At 73.4% G+C, this 20,918-nt stretch carries 21 protein-coding genes; 13 read left to right on the forward strand and 8 right to left on the reverse strand.

Annotation, left to right across the window (positions count from 1 at the left end):
- Positions 1 to 126: 126 nt before the first annotated feature.
- Positions 127 to 1,089, reverse strand: a complete 963-nt coding sequence (coaA, locus tag IN07_RS00775) for a type I pantothenate kinase (RefSeq protein WP_036332596.1) — start codon at positions 1,087 to 1,089, stop codon at positions 127 to 129.
- 92 nt (positions 1,090 to 1,181) lie between these two features.
- Between coaA and IN07_RS00780 the strand changes: the two genes are divergently transcribed.
- Positions 1,182 to 2,012, forward strand: a complete 831-nt coding sequence (locus tag IN07_RS00780) for a GNAT family N-acetyltransferase (protein WP_036332598.1) — start codon at positions 1,182 to 1,184, stop codon at positions 2,010 to 2,012.
- A 61-nt stretch (positions 2,013 to 2,073) separates the two neighbouring features.
- Here IN07_RS00780 and IN07_RS00785 read toward each other — a convergent pair whose 3' ends face one another.
- Positions 2,074 to 2,613, reverse strand: a complete 540-nt coding sequence (locus IN07_RS00785) for a YbhB/YbcL family Raf kinase inhibitor-like protein (RefSeq protein WP_036332600.1) — start codon at positions 2,611 to 2,613, stop codon at positions 2,074 to 2,076.
- A gap of 259 nt (positions 2,614 to 2,872) precedes the next feature.
- Between IN07_RS00785 and IN07_RS00790 the strand changes: the two genes are divergently transcribed.
- Together IN07_RS00790 and IN07_RS00795 are read left to right on the forward strand one after the other, a co-directional pair.
- On the forward strand, positions 2,873 to 3,604 hold the full coding sequence (locus IN07_RS00790) for an HAD family hydrolase (RefSeq protein WP_036332602.1): 732 nt from the start codon (positions 2,873 to 2,875) through the stop codon (positions 3,602 to 3,604).
- The gene (locus IN07_RS00795; RefSeq protein WP_036332604.1) at positions 3,601 to 5,973 is read left to right on the forward strand and encodes a glycoside hydrolase family 65 protein; all 2,373 of its coding nucleotides are present in this window, start codon (positions 3,601 to 3,603) and stop codon (positions 5,971 to 5,973) included. The genes IN07_RS00790 and IN07_RS00795 overlap by 4 nt, the downstream gene beginning before the upstream one ends.
- Before the next feature lie 50 nt (positions 5,974 to 6,023).
- Here IN07_RS00795 and IN07_RS00800 read toward each other — a convergent pair whose 3' ends face one another.
- Complete coding sequence (locus IN07_RS00800; RefSeq protein ID WP_036332606.1) at positions 6,024 to 6,743, reverse strand: M50 family metallopeptidase; 720 nt, start codon at positions 6,741 to 6,743, stop codon at positions 6,024 to 6,026.
- Positions 6,744 to 6,851: 108 nt separating this feature from the next.
- Here IN07_RS00800 and IN07_RS00805 point away from each other — a divergent pair, with 108 nt between their 5' ends.
- On the forward strand, positions 6,852 to 7,508 hold the full coding sequence (locus IN07_RS00805; RefSeq protein WP_064972340.1) for an antibiotic biosynthesis monooxygenase: 657 nt from the start codon (positions 6,852 to 6,854) through the stop codon (positions 7,506 to 7,508).
- Between the two features lie 46 nt (positions 7,509 to 7,554).
- Here IN07_RS00805 and IN07_RS00810 read toward each other — a convergent pair whose 3' ends face one another.
- Together IN07_RS00810 and IN07_RS00815 are read right to left on the reverse strand one after the other, a co-directional pair.
- On the reverse strand, positions 7,555 to 8,226 hold the full coding sequence (locus IN07_RS00810) for a response regulator (protein ID WP_036332608.1): 672 nt from the start codon (positions 8,224 to 8,226) through the stop codon (positions 7,555 to 7,557).
- Positions 8,223 to 9,518 (reverse strand): sensor histidine kinase, encoded by a 1,296-nt coding sequence (locus IN07_RS00815; protein ID WP_081975085.1) that lies wholly within the window; start codon positions 9,516 to 9,518, stop codon positions 8,223 to 8,225. Before IN07_RS00815 ends, IN07_RS00810 begins: the two co-directional genes overlap by 4 nt.
- A gap of 138 nt (positions 9,519 to 9,656) precedes the next feature.
- On the opposite strand from IN07_RS00815, the gene IN07_RS00820 reads away from it, so the two are divergent.
- Both IN07_RS00820 and IN07_RS00825 read left to right on the forward strand, forming a co-directional pair.
- Complete coding sequence (locus IN07_RS00820; protein WP_036332610.1) at positions 9,657 to 10,562, forward strand: ABC transporter ATP-binding protein; 906 nt, start codon at positions 9,657 to 9,659, stop codon at positions 10,560 to 10,562.
- Positions 10,559 to 11,344, forward strand: a complete 786-nt coding sequence (locus IN07_RS00825; RefSeq protein WP_036332612.1) for an ABC transporter permease — start codon at positions 10,559 to 10,561, stop codon at positions 11,342 to 11,344. Before IN07_RS00820 ends, IN07_RS00825 begins: the two co-directional genes overlap by 4 nt.
- Positions 11,345 to 11,385: 41 nt before the next feature.
- Here the strand turns inward: IN07_RS00825 and IN07_RS00830 are convergent, their stop codons facing one another.
- On the reverse strand, positions 11,386 to 13,176 hold the full coding sequence (locus IN07_RS00830; protein WP_036332614.1) for a glycoside hydrolase family 15 protein: 1,791 nt from the start codon (positions 13,174 to 13,176) through the stop codon (positions 11,386 to 11,388).
- Positions 13,177 to 13,458: 282 nt separating this feature from the next.
- Between IN07_RS00830 and IN07_RS00835 the strand changes: the two genes are divergently transcribed.
- From IN07_RS00835 to IN07_RS00845, 3 genes are read left to right on the forward strand one after another with little or no spacing between them, the layout of a single operon-like run.
- On the forward strand, positions 13,459 to 14,013 hold the full coding sequence (locus tag IN07_RS00835; RefSeq protein ID WP_036332616.1) for an isochorismatase family protein: 555 nt from the start codon (positions 13,459 to 13,461) through the stop codon (positions 14,011 to 14,013).
- Between the two features lie 56 nt (positions 14,014 to 14,069).
- On the forward strand, positions 14,070 to 14,927 hold the full coding sequence (locus tag IN07_RS00840; protein ID WP_231557922.1) for an ArsR/SmtB family transcription factor: 858 nt from the start codon (positions 14,070 to 14,072) through the stop codon (positions 14,925 to 14,927).
- Positions 14,928 to 14,935: 8 nt separating this feature from the next.
- Positions 14,936 to 15,541, forward strand: a complete 606-nt coding sequence (locus tag IN07_RS00845; protein WP_036332618.1) for a maleylpyruvate isomerase family mycothiol-dependent enzyme — start codon at positions 14,936 to 14,938, stop codon at positions 15,539 to 15,541.
- A gap of 670 nt (positions 15,542 to 16,211) precedes the next feature.
- Here IN07_RS00845 and IN07_RS00855 read toward each other — a convergent pair.
- Positions 16,212 to 16,610, reverse strand: coding sequence for a hypothetical protein (locus IN07_RS00855; protein WP_231557923.1), 399 nt, complete (start codon positions 16,608 to 16,610; stop codon positions 16,212 to 16,214).
- Between the two features lie 128 nt (positions 16,611 to 16,738).
- On the opposite strand from IN07_RS00855, the gene IN07_RS00860 reads away from it, so the two are divergent.
- The 4 genes from IN07_RS00860 to IN07_RS00875 all read left to right on the forward strand — a co-directional run bounded on the left by IN07_RS00860 (position 16,739) and on the right by IN07_RS00875 (position 20,293).
- Entirely contained in the window at positions 16,739 to 17,515 is a 777-nt protein-coding gene (locus tag IN07_RS00860; protein WP_036332622.1) for a glycerophosphodiester phosphodiesterase, read from the forward strand.
- A gap of 103 nt (positions 17,516 to 17,618) precedes the next feature.
- Positions 17,619 to 18,989: an MFS transporter gene (locus IN07_RS00865; RefSeq protein WP_036332624.1), complete on the forward strand. Its 1,371-nt coding sequence runs from the start codon at positions 17,619 to 17,621 to the stop codon at positions 18,987 to 18,989.
- On the forward strand, positions 18,986 to 19,753 hold the full coding sequence (locus IN07_RS00870; protein ID WP_036332626.1) for a thymidine kinase: 768 nt from the start codon (positions 18,986 to 18,988) through the stop codon (positions 19,751 to 19,753). The genes IN07_RS00865 and IN07_RS00870 overlap by 4 nt, the downstream gene beginning before the upstream one ends.
- Before the next feature lie 195 nt (positions 19,754 to 19,948).
- Positions 19,949 to 20,293, forward strand: coding sequence for an RNA polymerase-binding protein RbpA (locus tag IN07_RS00875; RefSeq protein WP_036332628.1), 345 nt, complete (start codon positions 19,949 to 19,951; stop codon positions 20,291 to 20,293).
- Between the two features lie 90 nt (positions 20,294 to 20,383).
- Here IN07_RS00875 and IN07_RS00880 read toward each other — a convergent pair whose 3' ends face one another.
- Positions 20,384 to 20,911, reverse strand: a complete 528-nt coding sequence (locus IN07_RS00880; protein ID WP_036332630.1) for an FxsA family protein — start codon at positions 20,909 to 20,911, stop codon at positions 20,384 to 20,386.
- Between the last annotated feature and the right edge of the window lie 7 nt (positions 20,912 to 20,918).

The following is a 20,918-nucleotide window of genomic DNA, read 5'->3' on the forward strand; positions in this document are numbered from 1 at the left end:
GGAAGCGAGGCAGGGTGCGGCCGCGGCGCTGCGGTGAGCCGAGTGTGCGCCGCGTCACTCTCGGCGGGCGGGGACGCGACCTCACGACGTCGGCGGGCGTGCTCGGCACTTCCTGCCAGCGGACGCTCAGAGCTTGCGCAGCAGCACCCGTCGCACGGAGTGGTCGGCGGCCTTCTGCAGCACCAGGCGCGCCCGGGACCGGGTGGGGGCGATGTTGAGGCGGAGGTTCGGCTCGTTGACCGCCTCCCAGATCCCCCGCGCCGTCGTCGTGGCCTGCTCGTCGGTGAGGTCGGCGAAGCGGTGGAAGTACGCGCCGGAGTCCTGGAACGCCGTGCGGCGCAGCGCGAGGAAGCGCTCCACGTACCACTGGGAGATGTCGTGCTCGGTGGCGTCGACGTAGACGGAGAAGTCGAAGAAGTCCGAGAGGAAGACCTCGGGCACCCGGCCGTCGTTGCGCGCGCCGGCCTGCAGCACGTTGAGCCCCTCCAGCACCAGCACGTCGGGGGAGTCGACGACCTGCCGCTCGTCGGGGAGCACGTCGTAGTACTGGTGGGAGTAGAGCGGGGCGCTGACCGCCGGCTTGCCGGACTTCACGTCGGCCAGGAAACGCAGCAGCGCCCGCCGGTCGTAGCTCTCCGGGAAGCCCTTGCGGCCGAGCAGGCCGCGGGACTCCAGGACGGCGTTGGGCAGCAGGAAGCCGTCGGTGGTGACCAGGTCGACCCGCGGGGTGTCCGGGGCGGCGGCCAGCAGCGCCTGCAGCAGCCGCGCGGTGGTGCTCTTGCCGACGGCCACGCTGCCGGCCACGGCGATGACGAACGGGACCTTCGCGGTGCGCGCACCGAGGAACTGGGTCTGGGCGGCCCACAGCCGCCGGCTCGCGGTGACGTGCAGGTGCAGCAGCCGGGCCAGGGGCAGGTAGACGGTGGAGACCTCGTCCAGGTCGATCCGGTCGCCGAGCGTGGCCAGCTGCCGGACGTCGGCGTCGTCCAGGGGCAGCTCACCGCCGGCAGCCAGCGCCCGCCACGACTGTCGGTCGAACGCGGTGAAGGGCGAGACCTGCGCACGCGTTCCGGCCGTCACGGCGCCCATGGTGCCGTCTGCCTGCCGAGCGCCCCCCGACCGGGTGGGTCGGGGACGGCTGCCGGCCCGTCCTCCACCGCGGGGCCGCTAGGGTCCGGGGCGTGTCGTCGCCCGGGCTGCTCGACCGGATCGAGCGCTACTTCGCCCTCGCCCCGCTGACGGAGGCCCGGGTGCACTCCGTGGGTGCGCTGCAGGTGCCGATCGGTCCGCCGGAGTGGCCGCACTCCGCCCGGCCGCGGCCCGGCTTCGAGGGCGAGGTCGCGGTGGACGACGTCCGGGCCGCGATCGCCCTGCAGGAGCGGGCCGGCCTGCCGGCGTCGCTGGAGTGGCTCGGCGACCGCTGCCGCGGCCTGGCCACGGTGGCGCGGGCAGCGGGGCTGGTGGTCGACGAGCTGCCGCTGCTGGTGGCCGACGACCCGGTCGAGGTGCTGCTGCCCAGCGAGGTGCGGCTCTACCTGGTGGGCGCCGACGACCCGCGGCTGGGCCTGTACCAGCGGCTGGCCGCGCTGGCGTTCGCCACGCCCGCCGGCGCACCGGCGGACGACGCCCCCCGGGACACCCCGGAGGTGGCCCGGGACGACCCCGGCCCGGCCGCCGTCCCGCCGACCGAGGTGCTGCGCGACCGCGTCGCGTCGGGCTCGACGGTGATGATGGTGGCCGTCGAAGACGGCGAGCCGGTCGCCATCGGCTCGCACCAGCCGGTGCAGGTCGACGGCACCGAGATCAGCGAGGTCGTCGGCGTGGCCACCCTGCCCCGGTTCCGTGGCCGCGGGCTGGGGGCCGGGCTCACCTCGGCCCTGGTCGAGCACGCCCGGCAGACGGCCGACCTGGTCTTCCTCTCCGCCGGCGACGACGACGTGGCCCGGGTCTACGAGCGAGCGGGCTTCGCCCGGGTGGCCACCAGCTGCGTCGCGGAGCGTCCGTCCGGCTGAGCCGCAGAGCGGCTGTCCGGCTGGGGCGGCCGGAGCCCCGCCGCCCCAGCCGGACGACGGGTCACTGCACCTCGTAGGTCGCCACCAGGGTGGCCCGGGCGAGGGTGTGGCTGAACAGGTTGAACCCCAGGTAGGCTGGGCTCGCCTCGGCCGGCACGCCCAGGTCGTCGGTGTCCAGCGCGTGGACGACGACGAAGTACCGGTGCCGACCGTGCCCGGCCGGCGGGGCCGCTCCGACGTAGCCGGGGAACCCGGCGTCGTTGCGCAGCTGCACCGCGCCGTCCGGCAGCCCGCCGTCCGCGGCACCGCTGGGGAGCTCGGTCACCGAGGCCGGGAGGCCGGCCACCACCCAGTGCCAGAAGCCGCTGGCGGTCGGGGCGTCGGGGTCGTAGACGGTGACCGCGAAGCCGCGGGTCTCGGCCGGGAACCCGGACCAGCTCAGCTGCGGTGACCGGTCCCCGCCTCCGGGCACGCCCATCTTCCCGCTGACGTGCGGCTGGGGCATCGGCTCGCCGTCGGTGAGGTCGGCGCTGGTCACCTGGAAGGCGGGCACGGGGGGCAGGAACTCGTAGGGGTCGGGCGGGGTCGGTCGACCGGCCATGCCGGGTCCTCCTCGGGTCGTCGGGCTCCCCGGCAGTCCCGCCGGCGAGCGGGGGCGTGGTGCCCGCCGCCGACCCTAGGCAGCCGCGCCCGCCGGCGCCCAGCGAGCTCCGCGACTCCGACGGTGGACCGTTATCCCCAACAACGGCGCCACAAGACCAGCTCGCGTCCCCGGCCACCGTTCCCTCCGGGCACGGCTCAGCAAGGGAGGTGGGCCGCCCGAGAGGTCCTGTCGATCATCTCGCCGTAGCGTGTCGGGCGTGCTGGGACTCCCTGACGACATCCGGGCCTGCCTGTTCGACCTCGACGGGGTCCTGACGCAGACGGCCAAGGTCCACCAGGCTGCCTGGAAACGGACCTTCGACGAGTTCCTGCGCAGCCGCGACCCGGGGGCGGCGGAGTTCAGCGCCGACGACTACAACCAGTACGTCGACGGCAAGCCGCGCAAGGACGGCGTCCGTGACTTCCTGACCAGCCGGGGGATCACCCTGCCCGAGGGCAGCGACGACGACCTCGCCGACGCGCCCACCGTGGCCGGCGTCGCGACGCGGAAGAACGAGCTGATCATGGCCGAGCTGGACGAGCACGGCGTGCAGGTCTACGAGGGCTCGATGCGGTACCTGCGGGCGGCGCGGGACGCCGGCCTGGCCACCGCCGTCGTCACGGCGTCGGCCAACGGGGAGCACGTGGTCGCGGTCGCCGGGTTCGCCGACCTCATCGACGCCCGGGTCGACGGCGTGGTCGCCGCCACCGAGGGGCTGCGCGGCAAGCCGGCCCCGGACACCTTCCTGGCCGGCGCACGGGCCCTCGGCGTCGAGCCGGCGCAGGCCGCGGTCTTCGAGGACGCCCTCTCCGGGGTCGCCGCCGGGCGGGCCGGTGGGTTCGGCTACGTCGTCGGGGTCGACCGGGTGGGCCAGGCCGACGGGCTGCGCGAGCGCGGCGCCGACGTCGTCGTCACCGACCTGGACCAGCTCCTGGGGGAGACCCCGTGACGGAGGGGCGCGCGCACTTCCTGGTCGAGCCGTGGTCGCTGACCGAGGTCGGCGTCGACCTGGCCTCCCTGGGGGTCCACGAGTCGGTGTTCGCCCTGGCCAACGGGCACATCGGGATGCGCGGCACGCTCGACGAGGGTGAACCGGTCATCGTCCCCGGCACCTACCTCAACGGCTTCTTCGAGGAGCGGCCGATGCCCTACGCCGAGGCCGGCTACGGCTTCCCGGAGCAGGGCCAGACCGTGGTCAACGTGACCGACGGCAAGCTGATCCGGCTGCTGGTCGGGGACACCCCGCTGGACCTGCAGTACGGCGACGTCATCGACCACCGCCGGACGCTGGACCTGCGCAACGGGCTGCTGCGCCGCAACACCGAGTGGCGCGGGCCCAGCGGACGTCAGGTGCGGGTCACCAGCACCCGGCTCGTCTCGCTGACCCGGCGGTCGATCGCCGCCATCGAGTACACCGTCGAGTGCACCGACGACCAGGGCGACCTCTACATCGCCCTGCAGTCGGACCTGCTGGCCAACGAGTTCGTGACCACATCCCAGTCCGGCGACCCCCGCGCCGCCTCGGCGATGACCCGGCCGCTGGAGTCGGAGCTGCACGTGGGTCGCGGCCGGCACGCCGTCCTGGTGCACCAGACCGCCCGCAGCCGGCTGCGGATGGCCGCCGGGATGGACCACGAGGTCGACGTCCCCGACTCGGCCACCGAGGACCTGGAGGTCTCCCCGGACCTGGCCCGCTACACCCTGGCCGCCCGGCTGCCGGCCGGCTCGAAGCTGCGGCTGGTGAAGTACCTCGCCTACGGCTGGTCCAGCCGCCGCTCGTCGGCCGCCGTCCGGGACCAGGTGGAGGGGGCGCTGGCCACGGCGAAGCTGGCCGGCTGGAACCGGCTGGTGCGGGAACAGCGGGAGCTGCTGGACCGGCACTGGGACGAGGCCGACGTCGAGGTGGAGGGCGACGACGAGCTCCAGCAGGCGGTGCGGGTCGGCATGTTCCACGTCCTGCAGGCGGGCCTGCGCGCCGAGCGGCAGCCGATCCCGGCCAAGGGGCTGACCGGTGACGGCTACGACGGCCACACGTTCTGGGACACCGAGACCTACGTGCTGCCCGTGCTCACCTACACCGCGCCCGGAGCCGTGCGCGATGCGCTGCTGTGGCGGCACTCGACCCTGGACCTGGCCCGCGAGCGGGCCCGCGTGCTCGGCCACACCGGCGCCGCGTTCCCGTGGCGGACCATCCGCGGGGAGGAGACGTCGGGCTACTGGCCGGCCGGGACGGCGGCCTTCCACATCAACGCCGACATCGCCGACGCCGTCGCCCGCTACACCGCGGCCACCCTGGACGACGAGTTCGACCGCGACCACGGCACCGAGCTGCTGGTCGAGACGGCCCGGCTGTGGGCCTCGCTCGGCCACTTCGACGACGGTCGGGGCTTCCGGATCGACGGTGTCACCGGGCCCGACGAGTACACCGCCGTCGTGGACAACAACGTCTACACGAACCTGATGGCGCAGCGGAACCTGCGGGAGGCGGTCGCGGCCGCCCACCGCCAGCCCGACACCGCGGCGCGGCTGCAGGTGGGCGAGGACGAGCTGGAGCTGTGGGCCCGCGCCGCGGACGGCATGCGGGTGCCGTTCAACGCCGACCTCGGGGTGCACGAGCAGTCCGAGGGGTTCACCCACCACGAGGAGTGGGACTACGAGGGCACCCGGCCCGACCAGTACCCGCTGCTGCTGCACTTCCCCTACTTCGACATCTACCGCAAGCAGGTCGTGAAGCAGGCCGACCTGGTGATGGCGCTGCACCTGCGGGGGGACGCCTTCACGCTCGAGGAGAAGATCGCCGACTTCGCCTACTACGAGGCGCGGACGGTGCGGGACTCCTCCCTGTCGGCCGCGGTGCAGGCGGTGATCGCCGCCGAGACGGGGCACCTCGACCTCGCGCACGACTACTGGGGCGAGGCGGCCCTGACCGACCTGCAGAACCTGCACGGCAACAGCGGGCACGGGCTGCACATCGCCTCGCTGGCCGGGGGCTGGATGGTCGCGGTCGGCGGGTTCGGCGGGATGCGCGACCACGGTGGCCGCCTGACCTTCGCCCCGCGGTTGCCCAGCCGGATCCGCCGGCTGCGCTTCCGGGTGGTGTTCCAGGGGAACTGCCTGTCGGTCACGGTGACCCCGGAGAAGGCCAGCTACCGGCTGGTCTACGGCGACGGACCGCTGGAGACCGCGCACCACGGGGAGCCGATCGTGGTCACCGCCGAGACGGTGGAGCGGGAGATCCCGCCGCCTCCCGACGTCGACCCGGTGCGCCAGCCGCCGCACGCCGCCCCCCGCCGCCGCAACCGCCCCACCAGCGACTGAAGGAGGCCCCCCCTTCACCACCAAAATGGCCATCTTGGTGGTGAAGGGGGTCAGAGGGGGGCGGTGTCGCGGAGGAGCCACCAGCCGCCGAGGAGCAGGGCACCACCGTCGACGAGCAGGAAGACGGCTACCCACACGATCCCCGGCAGCCCGGTGAGCCGGGCCAGCTGGTCGGCGTCGGAGTCCCGGGCCGTGCCCGAGCGGCGCTTGGCCTGGAGCTCCAGGACGGTCTTCGGCGCGGCCAGCAGCAGGAACCAGGTGACGCCGGCCGCGAACGCCGACTGTCCCACCGCGGGCAGCCACCAGGTGGCGGCGAAGACCAGGGTGCCGGTGACGAGCACCGACCACAGGCCGTACCAGTTGCGGATCTGCACCAGCAGCAGGGCCAGCAGCAGCAACAGCGCCCACAGCAGGCCGATCGCGAACCCGGCGGCCAGCAGCGCCGCCGCGCCCAGCCCGAACAGGGCCGGGCCGGTGTAGCCCGCGGCTGCGGTCAGCACCATGCCGGGGCCGGTGGGCCGGCCGGCCGACACCGTCACACCGGAGGTGTCGGAGTGCAGGCGGATGCCGGCCAGTCGCCGGCCGGTGACCAGGGCGGCCAGGCCGTGCGCGCCCTCGTGCGCGATCGTCACCGAGTGCCGGGCCCGCTGCCACAGGGTGGGGGAGAGGACCAGGGCAGCGGCGAGCGCCGCGGTCAGGACGAGCAGCCAGAGCGGCAGCGGGGGAGAGGTCGCGGAGACCTGCTCCCAGAGCGAGCTGACGACGTCCACCCGGGCATCGTCGCCAGTGGACCTGTGCGTGAGGTCAGCGCCACGCCGCTGGACGCCCGGTGACCGACCCGACATCTCCGCGACATCCGCGCCAGGGATGCTGGGGCCATGGAGAGCACTGTCCCGGTGCCGGCGCTCGCGGAGACCCCGCAGCTGCCGGTGACCGTCTCCTTCACCCGGCGGGCCGACCCGGCCCACACGGTGGAGATGACCGCCTGGATCCGGGCGGGACTGACGATGGCCGAGAACTTCCCCGGGTTCCTCGGCGGTGGCTGGGTCCGCCCACGCCACGACGCCGACGAGTGGCACATGCTGTGCCGCTTCGACTCACCGGCGACGATGACGGCCTGGGAGGCCAGCCCGGAGCGACGCTGGTGGCTCGGGTCGGCGCAGGGGCTGGCCGAGGTCACCCGCACCGAGCGGCGCACCGGCATCGAGGGCTGGTTCGACGCGCCGGCCGACGCGGCGACGGAGCTGCCCGCGTCCACCGCACCCCCGCGGTGGAAGCAGGCGGTCACCATCTGGCTGGTCTTCTTCCCGCTCAACCTGCTGGCCACGGTCACCCTGGGTGCGCTGCTGACCGAGGCCCACGTCGTCCTCCGGGTGGCGGTGATGACGCTGACCCTCACCCCGGTGATGACCTACCTGCTGCTGCCCTGGATGACCCGGCGGCTGGGGTGGTGGCTCCGGAAGGACCCCGTCCCCCTCACCCCTCGCAAGCTCGGGGCGAGCCTCCGGACGGGGCCGAACTGGCGCGACCGCTGAGCCCGGTCGACCGACGTCCACCGACGGAGGGCAGGAGGGGCCGAGGTCAGACGAGGTCGGCGTCGTGGGTGAGCAGGGCGATCTGGACCCGGTTGGCGACGTCCAGCTTGACCAGCAGCCGGGAGACGTGTGCCTTCACGGTGGCCACGCTGAGGTACAGCTCGGCGCCGATCTGGGCGTTGGACAGCCCACGCCCGACGGCGAGCGCCACCTCGCGCTCCCGGTCGCTCAGCAGGTCGAGCCGTGTCCGCGCGCGCGTCTGCCGGTCCTCGGCCGGGCCGGCCGGCCGCACCGCCGAGACGTGCGCGATGAGCTGACGGGTCACGGTGGGGGAGAGCATCGGCTCGCCGGCCGCCACCCGGCGCACGGCCTCCAGGATCGCGACCGGTGGGGTGTCCTTGAGCAGGAACCCGCTGGCCCCCGCGCGCAGCGCCCGGAGCACCTGGTCGTCGGCGTCGAAGGTGGTCAGCACGATGACCTCGGGGGCATCCGGCGTCGCCTGCAGCAGCTCGGTGGCCGTCAGGCCGTCGGTGCGCGGCATCCGGATGTCCATCAGGACGACGTCCGGGGCGCTCGCCGCCACGGCGGCCGGCACCTCGTCGCCGTCGGTGGCCTCGCCGACGAGCTCCAGGTCCACCGCCCCGCCGAGCACCATCGCCAGCGCCGCGCGCACCAGCGGGTCGTCGTCCACGACGAGGACCCGGACGGGTTCCCTCACGCCGTCTCCGGCCAGGGCAGCTCGGCGCGCAGCCGGAACTCCCCGTCGGGCGTCCAGCCGTGCTCCAGGTGCCCACCGCCCAGGCTGACCCGCTCCAGCAGACCCACCAGTCCGGTGCCGGCGCTGGGCAGCGGCGCGGAGTGCTCCCCGCCGGCCGGCGGCGGGTTGCGCACCTCCACGGTGAGGCCCCTGCCCGGGCCCCCGGCCACGACGACGGCGGCCACCGTGCCCGGCGCGTGCTTGCGCACGTTGGTCAGGCCCTCCTGGACGACGCGGTAGGCGTTGCGCCCGGTGGCTGCCGGGGCCGAGCCGAGCTCGGGCACCCGGTACTCCGCCCGCACCCGGACCCCGGCCCGCCGGCACTCCTCGATGAGCGCGGGCAGGTCGGCCAGCCTCGGCTGCGGGCGGGTGCTCGGGTCGCCGTCCCCACCGTCGCGGAGCACCCCGATCACCTCCCGGAGGTCCTCCAGCGCCTGGCGGGCACTGGCCCGGACCACGCCGGCGGCCCGGGCCACCTCGGCCGCGGGGGCGTCGGGGCGGAACTCCAGCGCCCCGGCGTGCATGCTCAGCAGGGACAGCCGGTGGGCCAGCACGTCGTGCATCTCCCGGGCGATCCGGGTGCGCTCGAGGTGCCGGGCCTGTTCGACCCGCAGCTGCTGCTCGTCCTCGGCCCGCACCGCCCGTTCCCGCAACGACACCACCAGCTGACGGCGGGCACGGACGAACAGGCCCGAGGCCACGACGGCGGCGGTGAGCACGACGCCGAAGCCGAGCAACAGCGGCCACGGCATGTCCTCGGTCGGGCGCAGCAGGCTGTAGGTGACGACCGATGCGAGGTTGAGCCCCGTCACGGCCAGCACCGGCGGGAGCCGGCGGTGCACCGCGACGGTGAACAGCGCGATCAGCACCGCCGCGCCGCTCATGTCGGAGAAGCTGCCGATCAGCGCCAGCACCACGGCCACGCCGACCGGCCACCGGCGCCGCCACCACAACAGCAGGCAACCGATGGACCCGGCCAGGACGTCGGCAGCGATCAGCGCATCCGGGTGCGGGCCCGGTTCGCTCAGGGTGATGCCCACGATGACCATGCCGAAGGCGATCGCGAAGAGGAACGCCGCGACGTCGACCGCCCAGTCGCGGACCGAGCGGCGGACCCGGCGGCGTCGGCCCGTGCCGGACGTGGTGTCCGGGCTCCGCTCGGGCACAGCACCCGGGTCACCCAGGAGCTGGGCCGGCACCAGCGAGGGGTGTTCCACGCCGGGGGCGGACCCCGGTCCCGTCGCCACGCTCACAGGAGGAGGCTACGGACGCCCGTCGGTCGCCGGAACAGACCAAGGTCTACGTCTGCGGCGTCGGTAGCCGGGGGGAGCGGGTGATCACCTACTTCTGGCCGATGCGCGGAGCCGGTCGGACAGAGCAGGGTCTGCACCATGATCACGATCGAACACCTGACGAAGGCGTACGGCGGGCAGCTCGCCGTCGCCGACGTCTCCTTCTCCTGTCCGCCGGGCACCGTCACCGGCTTCCTCGGCCCCAACGGTGCCGGCAAGTCCACGACGATGCGCGCACTGGTCGGGTTGGCCGAGCCGACCAGCGGCACCGCGACCGTCGGCGGGCGCCGGTACCGCGACCTGCCCAACGCCGGTCGCTCGGTGGGCGTGCTCCTCGACGCCGGTGCCCAGCACGGTGGGCGCACCGGGCGGGAGGTGCTCACCCTGGCCTCCCGGGTCCTCGGCGTCGACCGTCGCCGGGTGGACGAGGCGCTGGAGCGGGTGGGCCTGGCCGGGCGGCCGGCCGGCAAGCGCGTCGGCCAGTACTCCCTCGGGATGCGGCAGCGGCTGGGCCTGGCGACCGCGCTGCTCGGCGACCCGCAGGTGCTGGTGCTCGACGAGCCGGCGAACGGGCTGGACCCGGAGGGCATCTTCTGGATGCGCGGGCTGCTGCGCGACTTCGCCGACCGCGGCGGCACCGTGCTCCTCTCCTCCCACCTGCTGCACGAGGTCGAGGCGGTCGCCGACCAGCTGGTGGTCATCTCCGGCGGGCGGATCGTCGCGCAGGGCAGCAAGTCCGAGCTGCTGGCCGGCACCGGCGGCACCTTGGTGCGCGGTCCGGACCGGGCCCTGCTGGCCAAGGCGCTGGAGGTGGCCGGCATCGGCATCTCAGCCGGACCGGACGACGCCCTCGTGGCCGACGCCGAGGCCCTCGCCGTCGGTCAGGCGGTGGCCGCGGCGGGCGTCGTGCTCACCGAGCTGCGGGCCGCCGGGGGAGCGGGGCTGGAGGACCTCTTCCGCTCCCTCACCGGTTCCTCGCACGAGGTCCAGGAGGTGCAGGCATGAGCACCGCGACCCTCACACCGGAACAGCCGCGCACGCTGGCGGACCACCCGGCGCCGTCCCTGCTCCAGCTGGTGCGGGTGGAGCTGCGCAAGTCCTACGACACCCGCGCCGGACGGTGGCTGCTGATCGTCATCGGCCTGGCTGTGCTCGCGGTGGTGGCGCTCTCGCTGTTCGTCGAGGACGTGCCCAAGACGTTCACCGACCACTTCGGCTTCACCCAGCTGCCGATCAGCATCCTGCTGCCGGTGCTCGGCATCCTGCTGGTGACGAGCGAGTGGTCGCAGCGCACCGCCATGACGACGTTCACGCTGGTGCCGCGCCGCTCCCGGGTGCTCGTCGCCAAGGTGCTCGCGGCCACGCTGCTGGCGGTGCTCGGGGTCGTCGTCGCGGCGCTGGCCTCCGTGCTCGCGACCGTGCTGACCCCGGTCTTCTCCGACGCGGAGAGGGACTGGAGCCTCAGCGCCGCGCTGGTGGGCCAAGTGCTCGTCGTCCAGGTGGTGACCGTGCTGGCCGGTGTCGCGTTCGGCATGCTGCTGCTCAGCTCGCCCCTGGCGATCGTCCTGTACTTCGTGCTGCCTACGGTCTTCACCATCCTGGTCAGCCTGGTGGCGGCGCTGGACTGGGTGCGCGACTGGCTGGACCTGTCGACCACCTCGATGCCGCTGTTCGAGGACGGAGTGGATGCGCAGGGGTGGCTGCAGTTCGGCACCTCGGTGGGGCTGTGGGTGGCGTTGCCGATGCTGCTCGGCTGGTTGCGCATCCTGCGGACCGAGGTCGCCTGACCCGACGGTCGGCGGCGGGCGTCGTCCCGCCGCCGACCGGCTCAGGCGTGCTCGCCGGGGACTCGCAGCGCCCCGCTGAGGTGCCGGGCGGTGTTGACCAGGCCGACGTGGCTGAAGGCCTGGGGGGTGTTGCCCAGGTGCCGGCCGGTCCGCGGGTCGTACTCCTCGCTCATCAGCCCGAGGTCGTTGCCCAGGCCCAGGAGCCGCTCGAACAGCTCCCGGGCCTCGGTCGTGCGGCCGATGCCGTTGAGCGCGTCGGCGAGCCAGAAGCTGCACAGCAGGAACGGCGCCTCCTCACCCGGCAGTCCGTCGACCCGGCCGTCGGCGTGGGTGTGGTAGCGGAGCAGGAAGCCGTCGGAGGTGAGCTCGCGCTGCACCGCCTCCACCGTGCCCACGACCCGATCGTCGTCCCAGGGCAGGAAGCCGACCTGGGGGATGAGCAGCAGGGCCGCGTCCAGGCCCTCGGAACCGTAGAACTGGGTGAACGTCCGGCGCTCGGCGTCATAGCCCCGGGCGCAGACGTCGTCGTGGATCCGCTGACGCAGGTCCCGCCAGCGCTCGACCGGCCCGTCCAGCCCGTGCCGCTCCACGGCCTCGATCGCGCCGTTGACGCCGGCCCAGGCCAGCACCTTGGAGTGCACGAAGTGGCGCGGCTCGCCCCGGACCTCCCACAGGCTGCTGTCCGGGGTGTCCCACACGCCCTCCAGGAAGGCCACCAGCTCCTTCTGGACCGCCCAGGCGTCCTCCAGTGGGGACAGCCCGGACTCGCGGGCCAGGTGGAGCCCGTCGAGCAGCTCACCCCAGACGTCGAGCTGGAACTGACCGGCGGCGGCGTTGCCCACCCGCACCGGGGCCGAGCCCTCGTACCCGGGCAGCCACGGCAGCTCGTACTCCGGGATCCGCCGGGACCCGTCCAGCGCGTACATGATCCGCAGGTCGGCGGGGTCACCGGCGACGGCGCGGAGCAGCCACTCCCGCCAGGCCCGCGCCTCCTCGAGGTAGCCCGTGCCGAGCAGCGCCTGCAGGGTGAACGCCGCGTCGCGCAGCCAGCAGTAGCGGTAGTCCCAGTTGCGGCTGCCGCCGAGCTCCTCGGGCAGGGAGGTGGTCGCGGCGGCGACGATCCCGCCGGTGGGCCGGTAGGTCAGCGCCTTGAGGGTGATCAGCGAGCGACGGACCGCCGGCCCCCACTCCCCGTCGTAGCTGCACTGGCCGATCCACTCGGCCCAGAACGCCTCGGTGCTCGTCAGTGCCTCCTCGGCGTCGACCGCCTCGGGCCGCGGCAGGTGCGAGGCGTGGTGGGTGAGCACGAACGGGACCCGCTCACCGGCAGCGACCTCGAACTCGGCTGCGGTGGTGTGGTCCTGCCCGTGCAGCTGGACCGGCGTGGCGAGGGAGACGGCGTCCGGGCCGGCGACGGCGACCAGGTCGCCGTCCACCGAACGCACCCAGGGCACCAGGTGGCCGTAGTCGAACCGGAGCACCAGGTCAAGCCGCATCGGCACCCGGCCGGACACGCCCTCGACGATGCGGACGACATCGGGGCTCTCGCCCCGCGGCGGCATGAAGTCGATGACCCGTACCGTCCCGGTCGGGGTCTCCCACTCGGTCTCCAGCACCAGTGAGTCACCTCGGTACCGCCGGCTGGTGCAGGTGCCCGCTCCAGCCGGCGCGAGCTGCCACCGGCCGTTGCGCTCGTCGCCCAGCAGCGCGGCGAAGCAGGCAGCGGAGTCGAAGGACGGCAGGCACAGCCAGTCGATCGAGCCGTCCTTGCCGACCAGCGCAGCGGTCTGCAGGTCCCCGATCAGTCCGTAGTCCTCGATCCTGCTCGGCACGGGTGGTTCCTCTCGAGTGGGTCGGCCCGCGGGTCAGCCGCGGGTGGCACGCGGGAGGCGCCCTGCGCCCCCTACCGACCAGCCTCTCGCCGCAAACCCCTCCACCCGTTCGTTCGACCGTTATCCCCAACACAAACGCGGCACTGGACAAGGGAAGGACCAGCTCCAGCAGGGGAGGGGGTGGCCCTGCCGCCGGTCGGTGTCGAAGCGGGGCCTCCTGTCGGTGGTCCGGTCTAGCGTTCCCGCTGTCGCACGAGCCGCTGACCAGCAGGGGAGACCGTCATGAGCACGCTGCCCGACCGACCGCACACCGCACTCATCGTCATCGACGTCCAGCAGGGCGTGGTGGCCGAGGCGCCCCGCCGGGACGAGGTCGTCGGCAACATCGACGCTCTGGTCGAGAAGGCGCGCGGCGACGGGGTGCCGGTCGTCTGGGTGCAGCACTCCGACGAGGAGCTGGTGCGGGGGAGTGACGAGTGGCAGTACGTCCCCGAGCTGGTGCGGGCGCAGTCCGAGCCGTTGGTGCACAAGTCCTACGGCGACTCGTTCGAGGGCACCGACCTCGAGGACGTGCTGGCCGACCTCCGCGTGGGCCGCCTGGTCGTGGCGGGGGCAGAGTCCGATGCCTGCATCCGGTCGACGATCCACGGGGCCTTCACCCGGGGCTACGACGTCACCCTCGTCGGCGATGCCCACACCGCCGGCGACAAGAGCGCCTGGGGCGCGCCGCCCGCGGAGCAGGTCATCGCGCACACGAACCTCTACTGGCAGTTCCAGGCGGCGCCCGGTCGCACGGCCGGGGTGGTGGAGACGCGGGACGTGACCTTCTGCGGTTGACCGGGTGGTGAACGACCGCTGCCACGACCCGTTGACACATGCAGGTGAACACCTGCATGATCCTGTTCATGGACGCCGAGGCGAGCGGGATGGACGCCGTCTTCAAGGCGCTCGCCGACCCGACTCGGCGGCTGTTGCTCGACCGGTTGCGGGAACGGAACGGCCAGACCCTCGGTGAGCTCTGTGCGCACCTGGGCATGGCCCGGCAGTCGGCGACCCAGCACCTCGACGTCCTGCAGCGAGCCAACCTCGTCACCGTCGTCCGGCGGGGTCGGGAACGGCTGCACCACCTCAACCCGGTGCCGATCCACCAGGTCCAGGAGCGTTGGATCTCGGCGTTCGACCAGCCCCGGCTTTCCGCCATCAGCGCGATCACGCAGCAGGCAGAGGAGCAGGCCATGGCCACCAGCACGAGCACGTCCGGAGTTCCCGACTACGTCTACGTCACCTACATCCGCGCGAGCGCCGAGCAGGTGTGGCGCGCGTTGACCGACGCCGACCTGACCGCCCGGTACTGGGGGCACGCCAACGTGTCCGACTGGCAGACCGGGTCGACGTGGGAGCACCGACGCACCGACGGGTCGGAGGAGGTGGACGTCGCCGGGCGGGTGCTCGAGTCGGTGCCCCCGACCCGCCTGGTCATCACGTTCCAGGAGTCGGCGGCGGACGGCGACGAGGACCCGGTGGGGGAGCCGTCGGTCGTGACCTTCGCGGTCGAACCGCACGAGGGCATCGTCCGGCTCACCGTCACCCACGAGCGCCTCGCGGACCAGGCCAGCCACGACGGTGTCTCGCACGGGTGGCCCGCGGTGCTGGCGAACCTCAAGTCGCTCTTGGAGACGGGCGAGGTGCTGCCGGCCGAGCCGTGGCAGATGACGCCGGTGCGCGGCGCTCGTGCACACGCGGACGCCTGAGCGACGTCGTGACCGAGCTGAGCCAGAGCCCACTCGGAGCGGACGTCGCGCTGGCGGCCCGAGCCGGTCGCTACGCCCTGGACGAGGTCGGGGCGCTGACCATCGGCGACCTGGACCGGCCGACGCCCTGCGCCGACTGGGACGTCCGGTCCGTCGTGGCGCACCTGGCGGACGTCGCCGATGCCCTCGCCGGCCTGCTCGCCACCGGTCGGCTGACCATGCCCGGGTCGCCGGCGCGGCCCGCCGACGACCCGGTGGCCGGCGCTCAGCGGCGGGTCCAGCAGTTGCTCGACCAGTTGCAGGCAGCCGGTGAGCAGGGGAGCGACGGACACCCGGCACCGTGGGCGGCCGAGGCGGCCCACGGTGCCGCGATCGAGTTCACCGTCCACGGCTGGGACGTCGCCGCTGCACGAGGCCGGGCACACCAGATGCCGGCAGACCTCGCTGGGGACGTCCTGGCCCTGGCTGGTCGACTGCTCGACGACTCGGCCCGCGGGGCGTCGTTCGCCGCCCGGGTGACCTCCGGACCGGACGAGTCACCTGTCGAGCGCCTGGTCGCCTTCATGGGCCGAGACACGGCGCGGTGGACCCGGTCGTTGACCGCCGGCGCGTGAGGAGACCGATCGGGGTCTGCCGTCTCCACTACTTGACATAATGTCGATTATCGGCGCACTGGAAGAGGCTGGTCGGAGGGGCTTCCTGAGCTTGTTGGCTGGTCCGAGACGCAACATGCGGCGGCGTGTGATCGCCTCGGCCCCGACCAGGTGATCGGTGTCGAGTCCCCAGGGTCCACGTCCGGTCGTCGGACCCGGTGAGCATCCCGTGGCGTGCTGCACGGGTCCGGCGCCGAGGGCCGGAATGCCATGTTGATCATCTCGAGCCCGCTGACAGATCGGACGATCGTGATGGGTCTCCGGATCTGGACATGGCGGACGTTGTTCGTCGTCATCGGCGGCCGCGACCCCCTGCAGGCCCAGGTCCCCTGGTCCTGCTTATCAGGCTCCAATACGTCACTCTGACGGAATGACCGCGCTGCAGGGTCTCGGTCGACCATGATCATGCGCTCCGCATGGTCGCGCGGTGGGCCGCGGCACCCGAGTGCCGGCTCGGTCGCCCTCGCCCTCTCCGGCGCTGACCCAAGGAGGTTGTCCCGGCGGTTCGACGCGCACCCGTCGCGGCGCCGATCGAGGACCTGGGTGCCACTCCCCCTGGACCGAGTGTGCCCAGGTGACAAACGTCACAGTGACGCATCGGCAGCCAACTCCTCGGTCGACCGCCGGTGGCTCAGCCGGCGGCCTTGCCGTTCAGCCAGAGCCGGTCCAGCCGACCGGTCGACCGCACCAGCTCGGCCAGGGACCGCTCGAGCTCGGCCTTGGTGGGCTTCTCGGTGAGCAGCGTCTGGACGTCCTCGATGGCGCAGCGCAGTTGGTACAGCCGGTCCTGGAGGCCGTCCAGCTCTGCCCGGGTCACCAGGACGACGTCCGCGGACAGTCCGGCCTTCGCCGTCGCCGACCGCTGCTCGTACGCCCGCTGCCGGCACGCCTGGCCGCAGTAGAGCCGGGGCCGGCCGACCGACTCCTGCGCCGGCAGGACGTTGCGGCACCAGCCGCACCGTCGCTCTTCGCCCTCGGGACGCCGCGTCCGAGGGACCAGACGGGCCTCGACGCCCTGCTCTACCGTCACGGCTGGGACGGTAGACGCCCGGCCCGCCCGTCCGCCGCGGACACGCCCGAGGCCGCTCCCGGCGGGTGGGCGCGTCGCCACCTGGACCACCTCCGAGACGCTGCGGACCACCGCACTAGCGTGGGGGCGTGCCGGGCTCGCGTTACGCCTTCCTCGACGGCCCGACCCCGGTGGCGATGGCCCACCGCGGTGGGGCGATCGAGCACCTGGAGAACACCCAGCCGGCCTTCGAGGCGTGCGTGGAGCTGGGCTACCGGTACATCGAGACCGACGTCCGGGTCACCTACGACGGCGAGCTCGTGGTCTTCCACGACCCCACGCTGGACCGGGTCACCGACCGCACCGGCCGGGTCGACAGCCTGCCCTGGCGGGAGATGCGCACGGCGCTGATCGGTGGCCGTGAGCCGATCATGCGGCTGGAGGACCTGATGGGTGCCTGGCCCGACGTCCGGTTCAACCTCGACATCAAGGCCGCCGGCGTGCTGGCGCCGCTGGTGCACAGCGTCCGGCGGCTGAAGGTCGAGGACCGGATCTGCCTCGGTTCCTTCTCCGACGCCCGCATCGCCGCGGCGCGACGCCTCTTCGGCCCGGACGTCTGCACCTCCCTGGGGCCCAAGGGCGTCGCCGCGCTCCGGCTGTCCTCCTACTCCCCGCGCGCCGCGGGGCTGGTCCGGATCCAGGCCGGGTGCGCGCAGGTGCCGCTGGCCCTGGGGGGCCGCCCGCTGGTGGACGAGCGGTTCATCGCCGCGGCACACGCCCGGAGCCTGCAGGTGCACGTCTGGACGGTCGACAGCGAGGCGGAGGCCACCGAGATGCTCGACCTGGGCGTCGACGGCGTGATGACCGACCGGCCGGCCATGCTCCGCGACCTGCTGGTGTCCCGGGGGCAGTGGACCGGCGCGTGAGCGTCGTCCGCCAGGCGGCTGCGCACCGACCGGTCGGGCACGGCACGCACCGGCAGTCGGGCCGGTGCTGGACCGCCGTCCCCGCGCCTGGCACCCTGCGCCGGTGAGCGCCGCCCCGCAGGTCGACCCCGCACCGCCGCCGGACCAGGCGCTGCGCCGCGAGCGCGCCGGTTGGTACTCCTACGACTGGGCGATGTCGGTCTTCAACACCTCGGTGACGACCGTCTTCCTCGCGCCCTACCTCACCTCGATCGCCGAGGCGGCCGCCGACGCCGAGGGCCGGATCCACCCGCTGGGCATCAGCGTCCCGCCGGGCAGCTGGTTCGGGTACGTGCTGTCGCTGTCGGTCGTGCTGCAGGTGCTCGTGCTGCCGATCACCGGGGCCATCGCCGACCGCAGCGGCGCCAAGCGCCAGCTGCTGGCCACGTTCGCCGCCGTCGGCTCGCTGTGCACCATGTCGCTGTTCTTCGTCGCCGGTGAGCGCTACCTCCTGGGCGCTGCGCTGTTCATCGCGGCCAACCTCTCCTTCGGCGCGGCGACCGTCGTCTACTACTCCTGGCTGCCGGACCTCGCCGGGCCGGACGAGCGGGACGTCGTCTCCAGTCGCGGCTGGGCCTGCGGCTACCTGGGCGGGGCGCTGCTGCTGGCCGGCAACCTGGCGCTGTTCTCCCAGTACGAGGCGCTGGGCATGACCGAGGGCGAGGCGGTGCGGATCTGCCTGGCCTCGGCCGGGATCTGGTGGGCCGGGTTCACCGTGGTCAGCGTCTCGCTGCTGCGCAACCGGCAGCCGCGCGAGTCCGCCGTGGCGGTGCCACCCGGGCAGGGGGCGCTCTCCGGTGGCTTCCGGCAGCTCGCCGCGACGCTGCGCGACCTGCGGCGGTACCGGCTCACCCTGTGGTTCCTCGGCGCCTACCTGCTGTTCAACGACGGCGTGCAGACGATCATCGGGGTGTCGGCGCAGTACGGCGCCGAGGAGCTCGACCTCGACCAGTCGACGCTGATCTCGGCGATCCTGCTGGTGCAGGTGGTGGCCTTCTTCGGGGCGATCGGGATGGGCCGGATCGCCATGGTGGTCGGTGCCAAGCGCACGGTGCTGGGCAGCCTGGTGCTGTGGGTCGGCGTCCTGGTGGCGGCGTACTTCGTGCAGTCGGGCGCCGTCGTCCAGTTCTACCTGCTCGCCGTCTGCATCGGCTTCGTGCTCGGTGGCACCCAGGCGTTGTCCCGCTCGCTGTTCAGCCAGCTCATCCCGCCGGGCAAGGAGGCCGAGTACTTCGGCTTCTACGAGATCAGCGACCGTGGGACCAGTTGGCTCGGCCCGTTCCTGTTCGCCCTGACCTACCAGCTCACCGAGTCCTACCGGTACGCGATCTTCAGCCTCGTCTTCTTCTTCGTCGCCGGCGGCTGGCTGCTGGCCCGGCTGGACATGCGCCGCGCGATCGTCGAAGCCGGCAACACCCCTCCGGAGCGTCTGTGACCCCCACTCCCCCCGCCGGTCAGCTCGCCGCCCTCGACGCCTCGCTGGACGTCGTCCCGGCCGCCGGCGACCGTCGTCGGCACCCGGCGCCCGCCCATCTGGTCTTCTTCCACGGGCCGATGGACTGCGGGAAGTCCACCCTCGCCCTCCAGGTCGACCACAACCAGAGTCGGCAGGGCCGGCACGGGCTGCTGCTGACCCAGGGCGACCGCTCCGGAACCCCGCAGATCAGCTCCCGGGTCGGGCTGCAGCGGGCGGCGATCGAGCTGCACGCCGACACCGACGTCCGGCTGCTGGTGCGCGACCGCTGGGCCGCCGGGCAGCGGGTCGACTACCTGATCGTCGATGAGGCGCAGTTCCTCACCGGCGCGCAGGCCGAGCAGCTGGCCGAGCTGGTCGACGAGTCCCACGTCGACGTCTACGCGTTCGGGCTGACCACCGACTTCCGCACCCGGCTGTTCCCGGGCACCCAGCGGCTGTTCGAGCTGGCCGACGACGTGCAGCGGGTGCAGGTCGAGGTGCTCTGCTGGTGCGGCCTGCCCGGCCTGCTCAACGCCCGGGTGGTCGGTGGCGCCGTGGTGCGCGAGGGGGCCACCGTGGTGGTCGCCGACACCGCTCCGGCGTCGCAGCCGCCGGCGGACGTCCCCGAGGTCGCGTCCGGCGGGGACGCCGCCGTCCGCTACCAGGTGTTGTGCCGGCGGCACTACTACCGCGGCCAGCTGGGTCCGACGCCGACCGTGGCGGGGCAGCTGGCCCTGCGCTGAGCCGGTCGGTTGCTCACCCGTCGGGGTGGTTGAGCGCTGATACATCACCCCGTGCGATGATGTACGACTGACGACACGGAATCTCTTTCCTTCATCTGTCGTTGACCCCTGCGACACCCCGCACCGGATGCGTGAGCATGCGGCTGCCCGGGCAGTCCAGATCTGACCGACATCAGCACGAGAGGACGGTGTGCCATGGGCGAGCGTTCGCTACGCGGAAGCCGACTGGGCAGCGTGAGCTATGAGACCGAGCGCAACACCGCGCCCATCGAGCGGCAGTACGCCGAGTACCGGTGTGCCCAGGGGCACCTCGTCACGGTGCCCTTCGCCGATGACGCCGAGCTCCCCGACACCTGGGAGTGCAAGTACGACGGTTCGGCCGCCAAGCTGGTCGGCGGCGCGGAGCCGGCTCCCAAGAAGGTCAAGCCGCCGCGTACGCACTGGGACATGCTCCTGGAGCGTCGTTCGGTCGACGACCTGGAGGAGGTCCTCGCCGAGCGGCTCGAGGTGCTCCGTGGTCGCCGGACCCGGGCGTCCTGAGCGTCTTCGACTGAGCTCGCGCTGAGCTGAGCACGGCACGGCCCCGGTGGGAGTCCCCACCGGGGCCGTGCTGTGTCCGGGGGCGGACGGTCAGGGGTCCGTGCGCTCCGGGGCGACCTCGCCCTCGATCACGCGGCTGGCCGGCCCCGCGCGGAACGGCTGGTCGGGGCCGGCGACCGGCTCGGTGCGGGTCGAGCGCACGTACACCGGGCCGCGCAGCCGGTCCGGCAGTCGCCGCAGCAGGCCGCGGGTGATCAGCGCGCGGGGCAGGGCACGGGTGGCCGGCAGCAGGCACAGCAGGCCCAGCAGGTCACCCAGGAAGCCGGGCAGCACCATCAGCAGCCCGCCCAGGGCGACCAGGCCGGCGTCGCCGAGGGCCCGACCGGGGGCCCGGTGCTCCTCGGCGCGCAGCCGCAGCTCCCCGAGGGCCTTGGTGCCCTGCCGGGCCAGCAGCGCCCAGCCCAGTGCGCTGGTGGCCAGGGTGGCGAGGATCGTCCAGCCCAGCCCGATCCAGGAGGCGACCAGGACGTAGACGACGACCTCGGCCAGGGCGCCCAGCCCGATCGCCGTCCGCAGCCCCGACGACCTGCGTCGTGGGGCGGTGTGGCTGGTGGCCATGCGTTCT

It is taken from the genome of Modestobacter caceresii (assembly GCF_000761485.1).
Taxonomy (GTDB): domain Bacteria; phylum Actinomycetota; class Actinomycetes; order Mycobacteriales; family Geodermatophilaceae; genus Modestobacter; species Modestobacter caceresii.